We start from the raw sequence: 17,463 nt of genomic DNA on the forward strand, positions 1-17,463 counted from the left end.
GGCATGTCAGCGGTCCTTGCCGCGCCCGAGTCGCTTCGCGGCTTCGCCCGCGAGCGCGTCGCGAAAGCGCGCGCCGAACGTGCCGGGCAGTCCGCGGTCGGCCGGTGCGGCGCCGGCGGGTGCATCGGCCGGGGCCGACGCCGCCGTCAATGCGGCGGCCGAGCCGGCCGGCAGCGTATGCAGCAGCCGCACGTTGCCCGGCGCGACGCCGAGCACGAGCCAGGTGTCGCCGATCTCGACGATCGTCGCGCTTTCCTTCGCGCCGAGCCCGACGCTCGACACGACCTTCAGCGGGCCGCCGCGTCGCGCGGGCTGGAACCCGAAGCGGCGCGCGAGCCACGCGCAGCCGAACACGAGACCGATCACGACCGCGAGCCCGACGAGCGTCTGCAGCACCGCGCCGACACCGAGCGACGGTGCGGCCGAACCGACGATCACGCCCGACGCGATCGCGCCGGCGTGGTTCACCGCGTTCATGTCGGCCGCGCCGGCCGGCGCGCAGGCGAGCGATGCGGCGCCGGCCGCCGCCGCTGCAGTCGCGCGGCACATGCGCCGGCCGAACGGCGCGGCTTTCATCGATTCAGCTTCCGGATGCGTTCGGCCGGCGTGATGATGTCGGTCAGCCGGATGCCGAACTTGTCGTTGACGACGACCACTTCGCCCTGCGCGATCAGGCAGCCGTTCACGAGCACGTCCATCGGCTCGCCGGCGAGGCCGTCGAGCTCGACGACCGACCCCTGCGCGAGCTGCAGCAGGTTGCGGATCGCGATCTTCGTGCGGCCCAGCTCCACGGTCATCTTGACCGGGATGTCGAGAATCATCTCGATGTCGTTGTGCGTCGAACTCGGCGCGGCCTTCGACAGCGGCTGGAACACGCCGGCGCCCGTCGCGCCTGCCTGCACCGGCTGCTGGTTCTGCTCGGCGAGCGCGGCGGCCCAGTCGTCCATGCCCGGATCTGCCTGCGCGGCGGCGGCCGATTCCGCGAGTGCGGCGTCGGCGAGCGCCTGCGGGTCGAGATCGGGCGTCTGGTTCAGCTCACTCATATCCACCTTCCTTCATCGTGTCGCTTGCGCTGATCATCTTCTGCACGCGCAACGCATATTGACCATTGAAAATGCCGTAACCGCACTCCATCACCGGCACGCCGTCGACCTTCGCGACGATCGTGTCCGCGATTTCCAGCGGCAGCACGTCGCCCGTACGCAGGTTCAGGAGTTTCTCGAAGTTCGTCGAGATCTCGGCGAGATCCGCGCTCAGCTCGACCTCGGCGGCCTGTACCTGCTGCGACAGCACGCGCACCCAGCGGCGGTCGACTTCGAGCGCCTCGCCCTGGATCGGCGAACTCAGCACGTCGCGGATCGGCTCGATCATCGAGTACGGCATGCAGATGTGCAGCGTGCCGCCGGTCGGCCCGAACTCGATCGAGAACTGCGTGACGATCACGATCTCGTTCGGCGTCGCGACGTTCGCGAACTGCGTGTGCATCTCCGAGCGCAGGAATTCGAACTGCAGCGGCCGCACGCTCTTCCACGCGCTCGCGTACTGCTCGAACACGAGGTTCAGCAGCTTGCCGATGATCCGCTGCTCGGTTGCCGTGAAATCGCGGCCCTCGACGCGGGTGTGAAAACGCCCGTCGCCGCCGAACAGGTTGTCGACGACGAAGAACACGAGGTTCGGATCGAACACGAACAGCGACGTGCCGCGCAGCGGCTTCACGTGCACCAGATTCAGGTTGGTCGGAATCGGCAGGTTGCGGGTGAACTCGCTGTACTTCTGCACCTTCACCTGGCTCACGGAAATTTCCGCCGTGCGCCGCATGAAGTTGAAGATGCCGATCCGCAGCAGCCGCGCGAAGCGGTCGTTGATGATCTCGAGGCCGGGCATCCGGCCGCGGACGATCCGTTCCTGCGTCGCGATGTCATAGGGGCGGACGCCCGACGTGTCGCGCTGCTCGTCGACTGTATCGGTTTCGCCCGTGACGCCCTTGAGGAGAGCGTCGACCTCCTCCTGGGACATGAACTCCTGGTGGCCCATGCGCGCTCCTTTTTCGGCCGCGTTACTGGACGACGAATTCGGTGAACAGCACGTCGTCGACCTTCGCGCGCTCGTTGCCCGGCTGCGTCGGTTGCCCGATCAGATCCCGCAGTTCCTTCGCGAGCGCACGCTTGCCGTCCGGCGTCGCGAGATCCTCGGGATGCTTGTTCGACAGCGCGAGCAGGATCCGGCTGCGGATTTCGGGCATCCGCGCGGTCAGTTGCTCCTGCGCCTTCGGGTCGGTGAGCTTCAGCGACAGGCCCACGCGCAGGTAGTGCTGCATGCCGTCGTCCGACTGCAGGTTCACGGTCAGCGGGTCGAGCGGGAAGAACACCGGCGCGGCGAGCGGCGCAGGCTCGGCGTGCGTGCCCGGATGGCCGACGCCTGCCTTGCTCATGAACACGTACATGCCGGCGGCGGCAGCGGCGGCAGCGCCCAGCGCGATGACGGCGATGAGCGCGATGCGCTTGAACTTGCCCGACGAAGCCGGCTTGTCGGCAGTCGGGTTTGCGGTCGTGGAGGCCATGTGAATGCTTGCGTGATATCTCGTAGCATGCATTGTTCGGCATCCGGGCCGGGCGCGATGGGTGGAAAAGAGGGGGGATTTGCGGCTATCTCAGCCGATTGTCGGCCGGGTGTCGGCTCGATGCAGGGTGGCAGCGGCGGGGAAGCGGCCATGCGGAACGCGGCACGGCCGGCGGGCGCCCGGGCTGCGAATGGAAACGGCGGGCCGGGCCGGCAACGGCGCCCGCCCGGACATCGTCAGGTCGGCAGCAACGACAGCAGCGGCGCGATCAGCACCATCGCGACACCCGCGATCATCATCGTGAGGCTCGACACGACGCCTTCCTCGCTGCCGATCTCGCGCGCCTTCGCAGTGCCCACGCCGTGGGCAGCGGCGCCGAACAGCGCACCGCGCGCGAGCCGCGTGCGCATCGGCACCAGCGCCAGCACGATTTCGCCGAGCAGCATCCCGCAGATGCCGGTCGCGATCACGAACAGCGCGGTGAGGTCCTTCGGCGCGTGGATCTTGTCGGACACGGCGAGCGCAAACGGGGTCGAGACCGAACGCGTCATCAGCGAGCGCTGCAGCTCCGGCGACAGATGCAGCAGCTTCGCGAGCAGCAGCGACCCGCACACGCCCGCGCCGATCCCGACCGCGACGCCGACCGACAGCGACAGCCAGTGGCGGCGGATCAGGTCGCGATACTCGTAGATCGGCACCGCGAACGCGATCGTCGCCGGGCCGAGCAGCCACATCAGCCAGCGCGTGTCGCGGAAATAGACCGAATACGGCGTGCCGGTCAGCAGGACGAGCAGCACCAGCACGCCCGGCACGAACACGAGCGGCGAGAACAGCAGCGTCTTCTTGTACGCGTAGAGCCGCTTCGACGCGAAATACAGCACGACCGTCAGCACGAAGCAGCCGACGGAGATCGCGGTATTCACGTGGTCGGCGGACAGGTTCGACGGCAGCGTAAACATCGCGGGCTCCGGCTCAGTGGACCGACACGGCGGCGAGGCGGGCGCGGCGGCGTTCGGCAAACACGCGCTGCGCGGCGAGCCGGCGTTCGAGCTTCGCGGCGAGGTCGACCGCGACGGCCACCGCGACCATCACGAATGCGGTGCCAGCAAGCATGACCAGCGCGATGCGCCAGCCGTCCTCGCGGAACAGCCCGCCGTACTGGACCGCCGCGACGGCGGCCGGCACGAAGAACAGCAGCATGTCGGATAGCAGCCAGTTCGCGCCGTCCTTCACCCATGCCGGCGCAACGCGGCCCGAGAACAGCAGCGCGAGCAGCACCGCGAGACCGATTACGCCGGACGGCACCGGCAGCCCGACCGCGCGCACGGCCCAGTCGACCCCCATCCACAGCACGCCGAGCGCGGCGGCCTGCAGCACGATCCGGCCGGTGCGCGCAACGTTGCCTGAAGCGGCGGGGCGGGCGACGGTCGTAGCGGTCGGCTTGTTCATGGCGGGCTCCATACGGATAAGTCTGTCGATGGCCTCAGTATAGGGTTTCCCCTAACCATAAATAAAATGACTTGTCTCTATCCTTGTCATTCCAATTCGGAATTCAGTTGCGGCTTGCCGCACCAATCTGGGGAGTGATCGATGGAATTGCGCGCGCTGCGGTACTTCGTCGAGGTGGTCCGTCAGCAGAGCTTCACAGCGGCCGCCGACCGCCTGTTCGTCACGCAACCGACCATCAGCAAGATGGTGAAGGCGCTCGAGGACGAGATCGGCTCGCCGCTGCTGCTGCGCGACGGCCGGCAGATGGTGCTGACCGACGCGGGGCGGATCGTGTTCCAGCGCGGCCAGGACGTGCTCGCCGCGCAGGCGCAACTGCAGTCGGAGCTGAACGATCTCGGCACGCTAGGGCGCGGCGAGCTGACGATCGGCATTCCGCCGCTCGGAGGGTCGCTGTTCACGCCGATCATCGCCGCCTACAAGCAGCGCTATCCGAACATCGAGCTGAAGCTGTTCGAGCAGGGCGCGCGGATGATCGAGGCCGCGCTGACGTCGGGCGAGCTGGAACTCGGCGGGCTGCTGGAGCCGGTCGACCCCGGCACATTCGACCGGCTGCCGATGGTGCATGCACCGCTGTGGCTCGTTGCGCCGCGCGAGTCGCGCTGGGAGGATCACGCGGCCGTGCCGCTCGCCGACCTCGCCCGCGAGTCGTTCGTGTTCTATGCGGAAAGCCTCGCGCTGCACGACGCGGTGCTCGACGCGTGCCGGCAGGCCGGCTTCACGCCGTCGATCGTGAGCCGCAGCGGTCACTGGGATTTCATGGCGGCGCTCGTGCATGCGGGCGTCGGCATCGCGCTGTTGCCGGAGCCGTACTGCCGCCGGCTCGACACGCGGCAGTTCACGTGCCGGCCGATCGTCGAGCCGGAGATCACATGGGCGATCGCGCTCGGCTGGCTGAAGAAGGGGTATCTGTCGCACGCGGCGCGGGCATGGCTCGAGGTCGCGCGGGCGACGCTGCCGATCGCGTCGGGCGACGATCTCGCGTTCGGGGGATTGCGCGCGAGGGAGTGATGCCGGCCACGCGGGCGGGCGAGCGCGGCGGCGAACGGACGGGGAGCGCCCGCCCGCCGCGCGTTCAATGCCCCATCGCCGGCCCCGCGCCCTTCTTCGGCTTCGTGATCCATACGAGCGCCGCCAGTACGATGAACACGCCCGCCGACAGGTGGAAGAAATCGTTGGTCGCCATCATGAAGCCCTGCTGCGTGACGAGCTGGTTGAGCTGCGCATTGGCCGTCTGCCCGACGATGCCGAGCTGCGCGAGCGCTCCCTGGTAGTCGGTCGTGTTCTGCGCGTAGACGCTCACCGATTCCGACAGCCGCGCGTGGTGGTAGATCGCGTCGTTCTCCCAGAACGTCGAGCTGACCGCGGTTCCGATCGCGCCCGACAGCGTGCGCAGGAAGTTCGACAGCCCCGACGCGCTCGCGAGCCGCTCGTCCGGGATGCTCGACAGCGTGATCGTCGTCATCGGCACGAAGAAGCACGCGACGCCGATACCCTGCACGAGCCGCGGCAGGATCACGTGGTTGAACGGCACGTCGAGCGTAAACGTCGAGTTCCAGACCGACACGATCGCGAACACGATGAACGCGAAGCTCGCCACCATCCGCAGGTCGAGCCGGTGCATGTTGCGCCCGATCAACGGCGACAGCACCAGCGCGAGCAGCCCGACCGGCGCGGTCGCGAGGCCCGCCTTGCCGGCCGTGTAGCCCATCACCGTCTGCAGCCACAGCGGAAAGATCACGACCGAGCCGAAGAACGCCATGAAGCCGAACGAGATGATCAGCGCGCCGAGTGCGAAGTTGCGGTCCTTGAAGAGCGACAGGTCGACCACCGGCTCCTTCTCCGTTGCTTCCCAAACGAGCATGAACGCGAGCGACACGACCGCGATCAGCGCGAGCGCGACGATGAAGGTCGAGTTGAACCAGTCGCGGTCCTTGCCGAGGTCGAGCATCATCTGCAGGCACGACACGCCGATCACGAGCAGCGCGAGGCCGATCGCGTCGATCCGCTGCTTGGTCGTCTTCGTCTCGCGGCCGCGCAGCAGGAAATACGCGCAGGCCGCGGAGAAGATGCCGATCGGCAGGTTGATGTAGAAGATCCACGGCCACGTGTAGTTGTCGCTGATCCAGCCGCCCAGTAGCGGGCCGAAGATCGGCGCGACGATCACTGTCATCGCCCATAGCCCGAGCGCGAGCCCGCGTTTCGCGGGCGGATAGCTGCGCATCAGGATCGTCTGCGACAACGGCACCATCGGGCCCGACACGAGACCCTGCAGCAGCCGGAACGCGATCAGCGTCTCGAAGTTCGACGCGAAGCCGCACAGCGCCGATGCAATCGTGAACGCCAGCACCGACAACGTGAACAGGCGCACCTCGCCGACCCGCCGGGCGAGCCAGCCCGTGAGCGGCACCGCAATCGCGGACGCGACGGAATACGACGAGATCACCCACGTGCCTTCGCTCGTCGCGACGCCGAGGCTGCCCGAGATGGTCGGCACCGCGACGTTCGCGATCGACGTGTCGAGCACTTCCATGAAGGTACCGAGCGCGAGCCCGACGGTAAGCAGCGCGAGCGCGCCACCGGTGAGCGGTGCGGGTTCGGCCGCGGACGGCGCGGCGGATGCCGTGGTGGCGGACATCGGAATCTCCTAGACGCGGCGCGCGCGACGCGCCGGCACAACGCACGGGCGCGCGATACCGCGCGGCCCGTCCGGATGGAACAGGGTAGCAGGGAAGCGAAAGACCACGTGCCTCGTCATCTTCTGCCCAGACAGATAAATAAGCGAATGCTTAACCTAGACATCGTGTCTCCGTGCGCTCAGCGATCGGGGTCGTCGGGAGTCGGACAGCCCGCGTCGCCGGGCCCGTTCGCGATGAAGCGTTGCAGCAGGCCGGTGAGCATCGCGAGTTCGTCGGCCGAGAAGCCGGCGAGTTGCGCGTTCAGCGCGGTGGCGATCAGCGACGGCAGCGCGCGGGCCGCGTCGGCGCCGCGCTCGGTGAGCGTCAGCTCGATCATCCGGCGGTCCTGTTCGCTGCGCGAGCGCGCGACCAGGCCCTTGCGCTCGAGGCGGTCGAGCATCCGCGTCATCGATCCGCTGTCGTACGACATCTTGCGCGACAGCTCGAACGGCGTGCGGGCATAGCCGCGCGACAACAGCAGGATCACGCCGATCTGCTGCGCGGTGAGGTCGAATGGCTCGAGCGCGCGGTCCATCCGCTCGACGAGCGCCTGCCGGGCCTTGGTCAGGTAATAACCGAGGCTCGTTTCCAGTGCGATGGTGTCGGGATCGTAGAGGCCGCCGTTCATGCGATTTGCGCGCGCAGCAACAGTGCGTTTCAGGTCAAAACGCGCCCAGTATCTTGAAAAATGATTGCTTAGTCAATATTATTTCAGTCAATCAGTTACGACGTGCATGTTGCACTGCCGGAGACGATGTTCTGACCGCTTCGCCCGCGCTGCCGGGCACCCCGAGGATGTTCGCGATGCTGTCCCTGAAAAATGCCGCCGGCGCGCTGCGCCGCAACCTGACCGATACCGCTCATCACGTGGTTTCCGGGCCGCACCGCGGCTGGAAGATCGCGCTGTACGTGACGATGCTGGTGGTGCCGGGAGGGTCGCTCGCGGCGCTCGGGTTCGCATGGTTCGATCATCGCCGGCAGCGCAATGCGAAGGGCGCCGTCCGCCGCACGGGCCAGCCGTCGGCCACGGAGCCGTCGTCATGGCGGTCCGCCGCCGAATCCGTCCCGGTGCCCGTGCGCTGCCACTGACGCCACCGTCATCACGCCGCTCCCGCCATCCTGACCGGGCACCGGCCGCGCGATGCGCGGCCCGTCGTCGTGCCCGCCGCGCGCCTGTCACACCCGCAAGCGATCCGTAATGGCCGGTAAACCGGCCGGTCGCGCCGGTAACACATTCGTGCCGTTGCACACCGTACCCTTGGGGCTGCGCAGCAACCCCGCCGTCAGTTACCATTTGTCCGCCAGCGGCACAACGACCGCATCGCGCGACGCCGCTCGCCGGCCGTCGCGCCCAGACAGGAAAACCACGATGCCGTACGCCCCCCTCCCGCGCGCCCTTCGCCCGCTGAGCGCCGCCGTCGCCGTTGCGACGGCCGTGCTGCTCGCCGGCTGCGCCGTCGGGCCCGACTACCATCGGCCCGACACGTCGATCCCCGCCGCATACAAAGAAGCGCCGGCCGGCTGGAAGGTCGCGCAGCCTGCCGACCGCACCGACCGCGGCCCGTGGTGGACGGTCTACAACGATCCGCAGCTCGACGCGCTGATCGACAAGCTCAACGCGTCGAACCAGACCATCGCACAATCGGCCGCCGCGTACCGGCAGGCCCGTGCACTCGTCACCGAGGCGCGCGCCGCGTATTTCCCGACCGTCGGGCTGACCGCATCGGGCTCGCGTTCCCGCGCGGGCCGTACGTCGGTGTCGTCGGGCACGTCGTCGAATTTCAGCAGCAGCTCGTCGATCAGCAACAGTTACAGTGTCGGCCTCGATGCGAGCTGGGAACCTGACCTGTGGGGCAAGGTGAGCCGCACCGTCAGCGCGCAGCGCGCCGGCGAAGCGGCCGCCGCGGCCGATCTCGCGAACGCGCGGCTGTCGCAGCAGGCGCTGCTCGCGCAAACCTATTTCCAGTTGCGCACGTCCGATGCGCTGCAGAAACTGCTCGACGACACCGTGAAGTCGTACGGCGAATCGCTGAAGCTCACGCAGAACCAGTACGCGCAAGGCGTGGCCGCGCGCGCGGACGTGATCCAGGCGCAGACGCAGCTGCAGAGCGCGCAGGCGGCGTCGATCGACAACGGCGTCGCACGCGCGCAGTACGAGCATGCGATCGCGACGCTGGTCGGCGAACCTGCGTCCACGTTCTCGCTGCCACCGGCCCCGCTCACGGCCGAACCGCCGATCACGCCGGTCGACGTGCCGTCCGCAGTGCTCGAGCGCCGGCCCGACATCGCGGCGGCCGAACGCCGCGCGGCCTCCGCGAACGAGCAGATCGGCGTCGCGATTTCCGCGTTCTTCCCGACGCTCACGCTGTCGGCGAGCGGCGGCTTCCAGAGCTCCGTGTGGTCGCAACTGTTCACGCTGCCCGCACGGTTCTGGACGGTCGGCCCGCAACTCGCCGCGACGCTGTTCGACGCGGGCCTGCGCGCCGCGCAGACCGACGCCGCCCGCGCGACCTACGACGAGAACGTCGCCGCGTATCGCCTCGCGGTGCTCACCGCATTCCAGGACGTTGAGGACAACCTTGCGTCGCAACGCATCCTCGCGCAGGAAGTGGACGTGCAGCGGCAGGCCGTCGACAGCGCCGAGCACTCGCTCGCGATCGTCACGAACCAGTACAAGGCCGGCACGGTCGCGTATCTGAACGTGCTGAGCGCACAGACCACGGCGTTCACCGCGCAGCAGAAGCTCGCGACGATCGCCGGCCAGCGGATGGTGTCGTCGGTCGGGCTCGTGAAGGCGCTCGGCGGCGGCTGGAATACGTCGGAGATGGCGCGCGAAACCGGCGACATGGCCGCGCCGGCACCGGCGTCGGGGGCCGCGTTGCCGGCTGCAACCGCGCCAGTGGCCACCGCGCCGCTCGCGCAGAAGTAGAGTAGAAGCAGGAACGGAAAAGGCGACGCTGCTGTGCGCGTCAGCGCATCGCGTCGCCGAAGATCAGCGACACCTGGTTGTTGCCGATCGGATGACCGAGCAGGTTCAGCAGCCCGGCGAGGTTCGCCTGCTGCTCCGGCGCCGCATGCGCGGTGCCGCGGAACGATCCCTGACCGGGGCCGAAGCTGCCGTGCCCCTCGAGGAACAGCGGCCCCTGCGTCGTCGACAGGTCGAGATCGGCCCCCGTCCCCTTCGCCTGCAGCACCGCACGGTACGACCCGAGCGGCTTCACGCGCGACACGCGCGAACTCATCGAATCGATCGTCACCGTCAGCTGGCCGTACGCGTTGTTGCCGAGCAGGCGCCAGTCGGTCCAGCCGAGCCGCATGTCGCCCTGCAGGTCGAGCGTGTTGAACGGCGTGCCGAGCCCGGCGAGCAGCGACGCGGGCACGGCCATCGTGCCCGCCGACAGCACCGCGCCGCGCCACGTCGCGTCGAGCGTGACCGCATCGGGCATCGCCTCGGTCTGCCGCATGTGCATCCGCACGCGGCCGGTGAGGAGCGGCCAGAAGCGCGTCGTCCATTCGACGCGGCCCGGCAGCAGCGTCGCTGCGCTCTGGTCCGCGCCCGGCGCGAGCATCAGCGTGCCGGAACCCTGCCACAGCGATCCGTCCGGATCGACGAGATTCACGTGCCCGCCGGTCGCGCGCGCGAACTGCGGCGCGATCCATGCGGCCGGCGCGAGCGCGACGAGCGTCACCGCCGTCGCGAGCCCGCCTGCCGCCACCCACGGCAATGCGGCGACGAGCCGCCTGATCCCCGGCCTCATCGGCCGACTGCTGCGTGTTTCATCCACTGCGTCATTTCTGCATCGAGGGTTGCATCACGGCCGTCAGGTCGACCTGGCCGTCTTCTTTCAGCCCGGTCACGTGCGCTTCGCCGACCTGCACCTTGAACTGCCGGCGCGCGTCGTCGAGCCACTGCGTCCACACCGGGAACGGCACGTTCTTCATCTGGATCTGCACGCCGTTGCCGACGACCTGCGCCTGCGCGCCCTGCAGCCCGTGATCGGACAGCGATGCGGCAAGCGCGTCCTTCAGCGCCAGCCCGGTCGGCGCGACGCCTTGCGCGGCGGCCGTCAGCGACTTCGCCTCGTTGGCCTGCGCGGTCATCTCCGCGAGCTCGCGGCGCATCGTCGGCAGCGTGTTGCGGATCCGCGCGCTGCCTTCCTGCGCGGGCGACCACAGCACCGAATACGCGATCGCGACGGCCAGCACGGCGCCGCCCCAGCCGAGCAGCATCTTTTCGCGCTGCGAGCGCTCGCCCCAGAACTGCGCGAATGCCTGGTTCAGTTGTTCGGTGTTCATGAGCGGCTCCGGATCGTCCATTTGCCGGTGCTGCTGTCGACTTCGCCGGCCAGCCCGTTGCGTGCGAGACGCTGCGGGAAATCGGGGTCCACCTTGACCTCCGGCTTGAAGCCGACGTCAAGCCGCCGGTCGTGATAATCGAGCGATGCGATCCCGTTCAGCGGCAGCGCGCCCATCGAACGCGACAGCCCGCTCGACAGCGCGAGAAAATCGTTCGGCGACAGCTCGCCCGCCGCGAGGCGCAACTGATCGAGCTGGCGCTGCATCTGCGCGGGCGGATCGAGCACCGTGGTCGTCTTCGGGAATGCGGACAGCAACGTCTCGGTGATCTGTGCGGACAGCGCATCGCGTTCGCGCGACAGCTTCCACCAGTGCAGGTTCATCCCGATCACGGCGACGCCGAGCGTCGCCGCGGCGAGTGCGATCGGCACGCGCAGGCGCTTCAGCGTCGCCCGGTCGAAGCGCCACGGCTGCGATTCGAATTCGAACTGGCACAGATCCAGGCGCTCGCTCAGCGCGCGTCGCGCAAATGCGTCGAACGACAGCGGCTGCGCACCCGGCAGCAGCGGGCCGTCGCTGGGGCCGACCGATGCGAGCCGCGGCTCCGCGCCCGGTTCGCCGAGTTCGTACAGCTCGACATCGCCGCCGCCCGAGAGCGCGGCGAGCGTGCCGCTGGCGCGCGCGGCAGGCGCCGCAAAGCCTTCGCCGAGCGCGCCGCGCGCGATCGCGAGTTCGAGGCGCGGCGCACCGGCCGCGGCCGGCTGCGCGCCGGCTTCGACGAGCACCGGTTCGACTGCGGTCGCGAGGCCAAGCACAGTGGCCACCGCGGTCGGGCGCGCGAGCGGCTCGGCCGCATCCGTGATCGCGGTGGCTTGCGCGGTGTCACCGTCGGCAGGCGTGTCCGGGGCAGCTTGCGCCGCCGCGGCGCGCGGCGCTGGAAGGCAGCGCGTCGCCGGCACCGCGCTCAGGTGCCGGTGGCCGGCTGCGGTGAACGCGTCGCAGATCGTGCGGAACCACGCGCGGTCGACGACGGCCAGCACACGGCGCCCGTCGGGCAGTGCGGCCGGATCGAGCGCGATGTGGCAGCCTGCCGGATCCTGGATCAGCTGATCCTCGACGATGTTGGGCAACGCCTGGCGCAGCTTCGGCCCCTTGAGCGGCGGCACGGTCGCGGCCAGCAGCAGCACGTCGCGCGCGGCGACGATCAGCACCGTCGCGTTCGCGCGCGGCAACAGCGTGAGCGCGGCGCGGCCCGCACGCTGCACGTGGCCGGCCTTGTCGACGAGCGTAAACGGCAGCTCGGGCCACTGCCATTCCTGTAACGGCACGGCCGGCTCGCGCGGCGGCAAAGAAACAATCAGCGTGCTCAAGAGCTCCTCTCCCGGATGGCGTCGTTATAGCTGGTCGCGGATGCGCACGACCCGCGTCGAGTGCGTGGTCGGATCACGATACACGAGCGAGGTGCGATCGACCTCCGCGCGATCGTGCTGGATCCGGCCATGCACGATGAAGTAACTCGAATTGACGTCGACGAGGCTCGAGTCGATCGTCACGTTCGGCGCGCCGGCACCGCGCAGCGCGAGCTGCACGTCGCCGACGTTGCGGAAAAACACGGTCTCGCGGCGCGACACGAGCGCCTGCGCCGACGACACGCTCATCCCCGGCACGAGTGCGGCGATCACCTCGGCCGGCGCGGTGTTCATGTTCACGGGCGTCGTGGTCGGCAGCACGGTGACGAACGGGCGCAGCCGCGCGACCATCTCGGGCGTCACGCCGTCGACGTCGAGCAGGCTGTCGACGCCCGTCATCATGAGCGGGGCGGGCCCGCGGTCGCCGCCGGACATCCCCGGGTCATCGGTGAAGTTGCCTGCCATGTCGCCGCCGGGCACCGGCGCGGTGGCGGCCGTCCCGGCGCCGGGCAGCGTCGGCGTCTGGAAACGCGTTGCCGAATGCATGAGGCCCGCGCGCATCTGCAGCGCGATCCGCTTCGCGAGCGCGCCGTCGTAGCCGAGCGTCGCCAGCAGCCGCTGGAACGCCTGGAGCTGCATCACGTTGAGTTGCAGCACGCCGGGCGCCGGCGACGACACGAGGTTGCGCAGGTTGAACTTCGCCTGCGCATCCTCGATCGATCCGGAGATGTAGGTGTCTTCGCCACCGCCGTCGTTGGGCGCGCCGATCCGGCCGAGGAAGTCGGACAGCTTGGTCTTCGCGATCGGCACGGCCCAGATCCCGCCGAGATAGGTGATGCCGGGCGCCGTGTCGCCTTCGGAGCGCAGGATCATCCGCGTCCAGTCGAGCGCACCGCGCGCGACCCACTGCGCCTGCGCAAGCACGCGCTGGTTCTCGATGCGGCGAATCTGCACCTGCTGGCGCCACAGCATGCCCGACACGAGGATCGCCGACAGCGCGACGACAAGCAGCGCGGTGATGATCGCCGCGCCGCGTTCGCGGCGTCCGCGCGCCGGCACGCGCGTGGCGGCGCGGGCGGCGAACCGGAAACGGGGAGGGCGCGCGGGCATCGTCATTCCCCGACGAGGAAGATACGCGTGACGGGCACGCGCAGCGACGTCGCGCCGATGCTGACCTGCAGCCCCGTCACCGCGCGCGTCGGCGGCGCGTTGCCGATCTGCGGCACCTTCAGCGCATCGTTGTTCTGCGCGAGCGCGTCGTTGGCCGTCTGCAGATTGGTGGTCCAGCCCACGCGCGGCACGTACAGTTTCGCGTCGATCGCACCGACGCCGCCCATCAATGCGACCCCGCTCCAGCCGTCGACGCTGCTGTCCTTCAGCACGTCGTGCAGCCGGTTCGCATCGTCGATCGGCGGCGACGCATAACGCACGACGCGCCCGCCGGCGATCCGGTAACGGACCACCTGCAGCCGCGGCGCGGCGCCCGGCACGTCGAGCTCGCGAACGATCTGCAACGTGTTGCCGGCGACGCCGATCGCCGGCTGGCCGGCCTCGTCGTCGGTCGCGGCGAGCCGCGCGTCGATGCGCATCTGGTCGAACATCTGCGCGAACACGCGCTCGTCTTCCATCGCGGACGCGACCTTGTCGCGACCGCGCATGATCTGGTCGAGCCCGCGCCACGCGAGGATTGCGACCACCGCGAGGATCGCGATCGCGATCATCAGTTCGATCAGCGTGAAGCCGCGCACGCGGCGCGAGCCGACGAAACGCGCGGGCCGGCGCCGCGGCGGCGCGTCAGAGCGGACGGCTGGTTTCATTCGCGACCACCGTCACCATCTGTGCGAGCACGCCGGCGCGCCCCGGCATGCTCACCGAAACCTGCACGCGCCGGAACACGGGGTTCGGCGTCGTGCTCACACGCTGCGTGCAGACGAGCTGCACGTTGCCTTGCGAACAGTCGAAACTCTGCTCGCCGACCTCCGGCCACGCATGCGTGAGCCGCAATTGCGCGAGCGCATTGTCCGCGCTCCAACCGGCGAGCAGCCGGCGATGGAGATCGGACGCATTGGTCGCCATCGTGCCGACCGCACGGATCGACGCGGCGAGCGCGACGGCGATGATCGTGAGCGCGACGAGCACCTCGATCATGGTGAAGCCGCGTGCGCCGGAGAAAGTGCCGTTGGCGCGCCCCGAGCGAAACCCTTTCGAGAAGCGGAACGAAGCAAGCGGGAAGGGCATACGACGACGCATCGTCACTGCACCTCGTAACGACCGTTGCCGGTGCCGACGATCGTCGCGCTGCCGACGGCCGAATGCAGCGTCACGCGCACTGGCGTGTCGATGCTTTCGGTGCCGAACACGACGCGGCTCGCATGCGTGTCGGACCCCGGATAGTCGATCTCGGCGCTCGTGACGCCGCCGTCCCAGTCGCGCGGGCGCAGCAGGTCGTCGCGCAGCGTGCGCCAGCCGTCGGGCGAGCTCACGTCGAAACGGAAGCCGTGTGCGGTGGGCTGCCACGCGATCGGGTGTGCGCGCACCTGTGCTTCGTCGCCGGCGGTCTCGAACAGCAGCGCGATGCGCTGCGCCTCCTCGCGCAGGTCGGTACGCGGATTGCGCGTGAGCGACAGCGACGCGAGCGACACCAGGAGGCCCGCGATCACGAGCACGACGAGCATCTCGAGCAGCGTGAAGCCGTGTGCGCGCGTTGGCGCGGCAGCCATGGCCGCGCCGCGCCGCACATGGCCGGCGCGACTGTCGCGAGCTGAGCGCAACGGCGTGCGAAGGGCGGGCATGAAAATGAAGAACGGGAACGGAAGTCGGGCCGGTCAGCGCACGCTTACTGCCACGAACCGATGTCGGTGTCGTTGCCGTCGCCGCCTTCCTTGCCGTCGGCGCCGTAGCTGAACACGTCGATCTCGCCGTGCACGCCCGGGTTCAGGTACTTGTACCCGTTGCCCCACGGATCGTTCGGCAGGCGCTCGAGATAGCCGCCGTCCTTCCAGTTGTTCGGGATCGGATCGGTGGTCGGCTTCTGGATCAGCGCGGTCAGGCCCTGTTCCTGGGTCGGATAGCGGCCGTTGTCGAGACGGTACAGCTTGAGCGCCTGCATGATCGTGCCGATGTCCTGCTTCGCGGCGATACGGCGCGCCTCGTCGGGGCGACTCATGATCTTCGGCACGATCAGTGCCGCCAGGATCCCGAGGATCGCGACCACCACCATGATCTCGATCAGCGTGAAACCGCGCTGACGGCGCACGGCCGCATTACGGCGAGTGATCCACGTTTGCATGACTGACTACCTCTTTCCAAAAAAATGTCGTCGATTGAGTGACGCACCCGGTGTGCATTCCGGAATGCTTGCCTGACGACAAGCTTCCGACACCCCGGGCACGGAGCACGCATTGTAAGGCGCGCATTGCCGAGGGCTTTCACCCAACGCAAATTTCATATACATCCGTACAATAGCGCGCATGAACGCGCTCTCGATCCGGATCCTATCCCTCGCCCTCTTCGCGGGTTTGTGCGCGACGGCCACCTACTGGGTCGTCACGCTGTCCGCCCGTGAAGCGCCGCTGCCCGCCGCCGCCGCGCGGCTGCCGATCCGCACCGAGGACGCCGCCGCGCTCTTCGGCGGACAGCTCGACAAGAATCCCGTGCAGGACATCCACCTGTTCGGCATTCTCGCGCTCGCTCACGGCGCCGCCGCGATCGTCGGCGTCGGCGGAGAGCCGCCGCGCGCGGTGCCGCTCGGCGCGGAAGTCACGCCCGGCGCGAAACTCGCCGAAGTCCGCAGCCGCTCGATCATCGTCGACCGCAACGGCGCCCGCGCCGAAATCCAGCTCCCCGCGAACACGCCGTCCCCCGCGATCTACATGCGCTGAACGGCGCCGGCCTGACCGACCGTCGGGCCGTCACTGCACCATGTTGTTCAGTTCGATGATCGGCAGCATCACGGCCAGCACGATCACGAGCACAATGCCGCCCATCGCCAGGATCAGGAGCGGCTCGAGCAGGCTCGTCAGGAACATCGTGCGACGCTCGAGCTCGCGCGCCTCGCCTTCCGCTGCGCGGTCGAGCATCGTCGTCACGTCGCCCGTCGCCTCGCCGGAGCGAATCAGGTGCACCAGCACCGGCGGAAAGGTCTTCACGTTGTTCAGCGCGCGCGACAGCGCGGAACCTTCGCGCACGCGCACGATCGCATCGTCGATGTTCGCGCGCATCGCGCGGTTCGATAGCGTCTCGCCGGCCGCCTGCAGCGCGCGCAGGATCGGCACGCCGGCCGCGGTGAGAATGCCGAGCGTGCTCGCGAAACGCACCGTGTTGTAGCCGCGCACGAGCTTGCCCGCGAGCGGTGCGGTCAGCACCCAGCGGTCGAACGCAAGCCTCGGCCCGTCGCGCGACAGCGTCGACTTCACGAACCACACGACCAGCGCGACCGCGATCAGGATCGCCCACCACCAGTGCCGCACGAAGTCCGACAGCGCCATCATCACGATCGTCAGCACGGGCAGTTGCTGCTTCGTGCTCGCGAACACGTTCACGACCTGCGGCACGACGTAGCTCAGCAGGAACGTGACGATGCCGAACGCGATCAGCGTGACGATGCCCGGATACGTGAACGCCAGCAGGATCTTCTGCTTGAGCGCATTGCTCTGCTCGATGTAGTCGGCCAGGCGCGACAGCACGATGCCGAGCTTGCCGGTGTGCTCGCCCGCGGCGACGAGCGCCCGATAGATTTCGGGGAAATCGCGTGGATGCTGGCCCAGCGCATTCGCGAGCGAATGGCCGCCGAGCACCTCGGCGCGGATCGCGGCCATCAGTTCACGGATGTAGTCGCGCTCGGCCTGCTCGGTCAGCACGCCGAGCGCCTCGTCGAGCGGCAGCCCCGCGATCAGCAGGCTTGCGAGTTGGCGCGTGAGGATCGCCTGCTCGCGCTGCGACAGCTTGCGCCCGAACGCCAGCCGCTGCGCACGCGCCCCGCGGCCTGCGCTGGCCGCGGCGTCGCCCACGACCG

General features: G+C 68.9%; 21 protein-coding genes. 4 read left to right on the top strand and 17 right to left on the bottom strand.

Annotated features, from left to right (window positions below; genetic code table 11):
• Window positions 1–6: 6 nt before the first annotated feature.
• From fliO to J7024_RS11455, 6 genes are all read right to left on the bottom strand, one after another.
• Complete coding sequence (fliO, locus tag J7024_RS11430; protein ID WP_124830268.1) at window positions 7–576, bottom strand: flagellar biosynthetic protein FliO; 570 nt, start codon at window positions 574–576, stop codon at window positions 7–9.
• Window positions 573–1,043 (bottom strand): flagellar motor switch protein FliN, encoded by a 471-nt coding sequence (fliN, locus tag J7024_RS11435; RefSeq protein ID WP_096506765.1) that lies wholly within the window; start codon window positions 1,041–1,043, stop codon window positions 573–575. Before fliN ends, fliO begins: the two co-directional genes overlap by 4 nt.
• Entirely contained in the window at window positions 1,036–2,034 is a 999-nt protein-coding gene (gene fliM, locus J7024_RS11440; protein WP_124830269.1) for a flagellar motor switch protein FliM, read from the bottom strand. Before fliM ends, fliN begins: the two co-directional genes overlap by 8 nt.
• A gap of 22 nt (window positions 2,035–2,056) precedes the next feature.
• Window positions 2,057–2,593 carry a flagellar basal body-associated protein FliL gene (gene fliL / locus J7024_RS11445; RefSeq protein WP_175761982.1) on the bottom strand — a complete coding sequence of 179 codons (537 nt, stop codon included), beginning with the start codon at window positions 2,591–2,593 and terminating at the stop codon, window positions 2,057–2,059.
• A gap of 203 nt (window positions 2,594–2,796) precedes the next feature.
• Window positions 2,797–3,519, bottom strand: a complete 723-nt coding sequence (locus tag J7024_RS11450; RefSeq protein ID WP_124830271.1) for an LrgB family protein — start codon at window positions 3,517–3,519, stop codon at window positions 2,797–2,799.
• 13 nt (window positions 3,520–3,532) lie between these two features.
• On the bottom strand, window positions 3,533–4,009 hold the full coding sequence (locus tag J7024_RS11455; protein WP_124830272.1) for a CidA/LrgA family protein: 477 nt from the start codon (window positions 4,007–4,009) through the stop codon (window positions 3,533–3,535).
• A 141-nt stretch (window positions 4,010–4,150) separates the two neighbouring features.
• Here J7024_RS11455 and J7024_RS11460 point away from each other — a divergent pair, with 141 nt between their 5' ends.
• On the top strand, window positions 4,151–5,077 hold the full coding sequence (locus J7024_RS11460; protein ID WP_124830273.1) for a LysR family transcriptional regulator: 927 nt from the start codon (window positions 4,151–4,153) through the stop codon (window positions 5,075–5,077).
• A gap of 64 nt (window positions 5,078–5,141) precedes the next feature.
• On the opposite strand, the gene J7024_RS11465 is transcribed toward J7024_RS11460, so the two are convergent.
• Both J7024_RS11465 and J7024_RS11470 read right to left on the bottom strand, forming a co-directional pair.
• Window positions 5,142–6,704: a DHA2 family efflux MFS transporter permease subunit gene (locus tag J7024_RS11465; protein WP_124830274.1), complete on the bottom strand. Its 1,563-nt coding sequence runs from the start codon at window positions 6,702–6,704 to the stop codon at window positions 5,142–5,144.
• 179 nt (window positions 6,705–6,883) lie between these two features.
• Complete coding sequence (locus tag J7024_RS11470) at window positions 6,884–7,372, bottom strand: MarR family winged helix-turn-helix transcriptional regulator (RefSeq protein ID WP_096506756.1); 489 nt, start codon at window positions 7,370–7,372, stop codon at window positions 6,884–6,886.
• A 176-nt stretch (window positions 7,373–7,548) separates the two neighbouring features.
• Between J7024_RS11470 and J7024_RS11475 the strand changes: the two genes are divergently transcribed.
• A complete protein-coding gene (locus tag J7024_RS11475) occupies window positions 7,549–7,833 on the top strand; it encodes a multidrug ABC transporter ATPase (protein WP_124830322.1) in 285 nt (94 codons plus the stop codon).
• A gap of 280 nt (window positions 7,834–8,113) precedes the next feature.
• On the top strand, window positions 8,114–9,673 hold the full coding sequence (locus tag J7024_RS11480; RefSeq protein WP_124830275.1) for an efflux transporter outer membrane subunit: 1,560 nt from the start codon (window positions 8,114–8,116) through the stop codon (window positions 9,671–9,673).
• A gap of 40 nt (window positions 9,674–9,713) precedes the next feature.
• Here J7024_RS11480 and J7024_RS11485 read toward each other — a convergent pair whose 3' ends face one another.
• Genes J7024_RS11485 through gspG form a run of 8 tightly spaced genes read right to left on the bottom strand, consistent with a single transcriptional unit; the run spans window position 9,714 to window position 15,738 of the window.
• Entirely contained in the window at window positions 9,714–10,502 is a 789-nt protein-coding gene (locus J7024_RS11485) for a type II secretion system protein N (RefSeq protein WP_234745046.1), read from the bottom strand.
• Window positions 10,503–10,533: 31 nt separating this feature from the next.
• The gene (gspM, locus tag J7024_RS11490; protein WP_124830277.1) at window positions 10,534–11,040 is read right to left on the bottom strand and encodes a type II secretion system protein GspM; all 507 of its coding nucleotides are present in this window, start codon (window positions 11,038–11,040) and stop codon (window positions 10,534–10,536) included.
• Window positions 11,037–12,410 carry a type II secretion system protein GspL gene (gspL, locus tag J7024_RS11495; RefSeq protein WP_234745047.1) on the bottom strand — a complete coding sequence of 458 codons (1,374 nt, stop codon included), beginning with the start codon at window positions 12,408–12,410 and terminating at the stop codon, window positions 11,037–11,039. The genes gspM and gspL overlap by 4 nt, the downstream gene beginning before the upstream one ends.
• 24 nt (window positions 12,411–12,434) lie before the next feature.
• A complete protein-coding gene (gspK, locus tag J7024_RS11500; protein WP_124830279.1) occupies window positions 12,435–13,559 on the bottom strand; it encodes a type II secretion system minor pseudopilin GspK in 1,125 nt (374 codons plus the stop codon).
• Window positions 13,560–13,561: 2 nt separating this feature from the next.
• On the bottom strand, window positions 13,562–14,266 hold the full coding sequence (locus tag J7024_RS11505; RefSeq protein ID WP_124830280.1) for a PulJ/GspJ family protein: 705 nt from the start codon (window positions 14,264–14,266) through the stop codon (window positions 13,562–13,564).
• Window positions 14,244–14,699, bottom strand: a complete 456-nt coding sequence (gene gspI / locus J7024_RS11510) for a type II secretion system minor pseudopilin GspI (RefSeq protein WP_261323699.1) — start codon at window positions 14,697–14,699, stop codon at window positions 14,244–14,246. The genes J7024_RS11505 and gspI overlap by 23 nt, the downstream gene beginning before the upstream one ends.
• Before the next feature lie 2 nt (window positions 14,700–14,701).
• On the bottom strand, window positions 14,702–15,241 hold the full coding sequence (locus tag J7024_RS11515) for a GspH/FimT family pseudopilin (RefSeq protein ID WP_124830281.1): 540 nt from the start codon (window positions 15,239–15,241) through the stop codon (window positions 14,702–14,704).
• A gap of 44 nt (window positions 15,242–15,285) precedes the next feature.
• Complete coding sequence (gene gspG / locus J7024_RS11520; protein WP_124830282.1) at window positions 15,286–15,738, bottom strand: type II secretion system major pseudopilin GspG; 453 nt, start codon at window positions 15,736–15,738, stop codon at window positions 15,286–15,288.
• 181 nt (window positions 15,739–15,919) lie between these two features.
• Here gspG and J7024_RS11525 point away from each other — a divergent pair, with 181 nt between their 5' ends.
• Window positions 15,920–16,330, top strand: a complete 411-nt coding sequence (locus tag J7024_RS11525) for a general secretion pathway protein GspC (RefSeq protein ID WP_124830283.1) — start codon at window positions 15,920–15,922, stop codon at window positions 16,328–16,330.
• Window positions 16,331–16,360: 30 nt separating this feature from the next.
• Here J7024_RS11525 and gspF read toward each other — a convergent pair.
• On the bottom strand, window positions 16,361–17,463 hold a 1,103-nt coding region (gspF, locus tag J7024_RS11530), incomplete at its 5' end, for a type II secretion system inner membrane protein GspF (RefSeq protein ID WP_234745048.1).

It is taken from the genome of Burkholderia sp. WTPI3, from assembly GCF_021483755.1.
GTDB lineage: Bacteria > Pseudomonadota > Gammaproteobacteria > Burkholderiales > Burkholderiaceae > Burkholderia.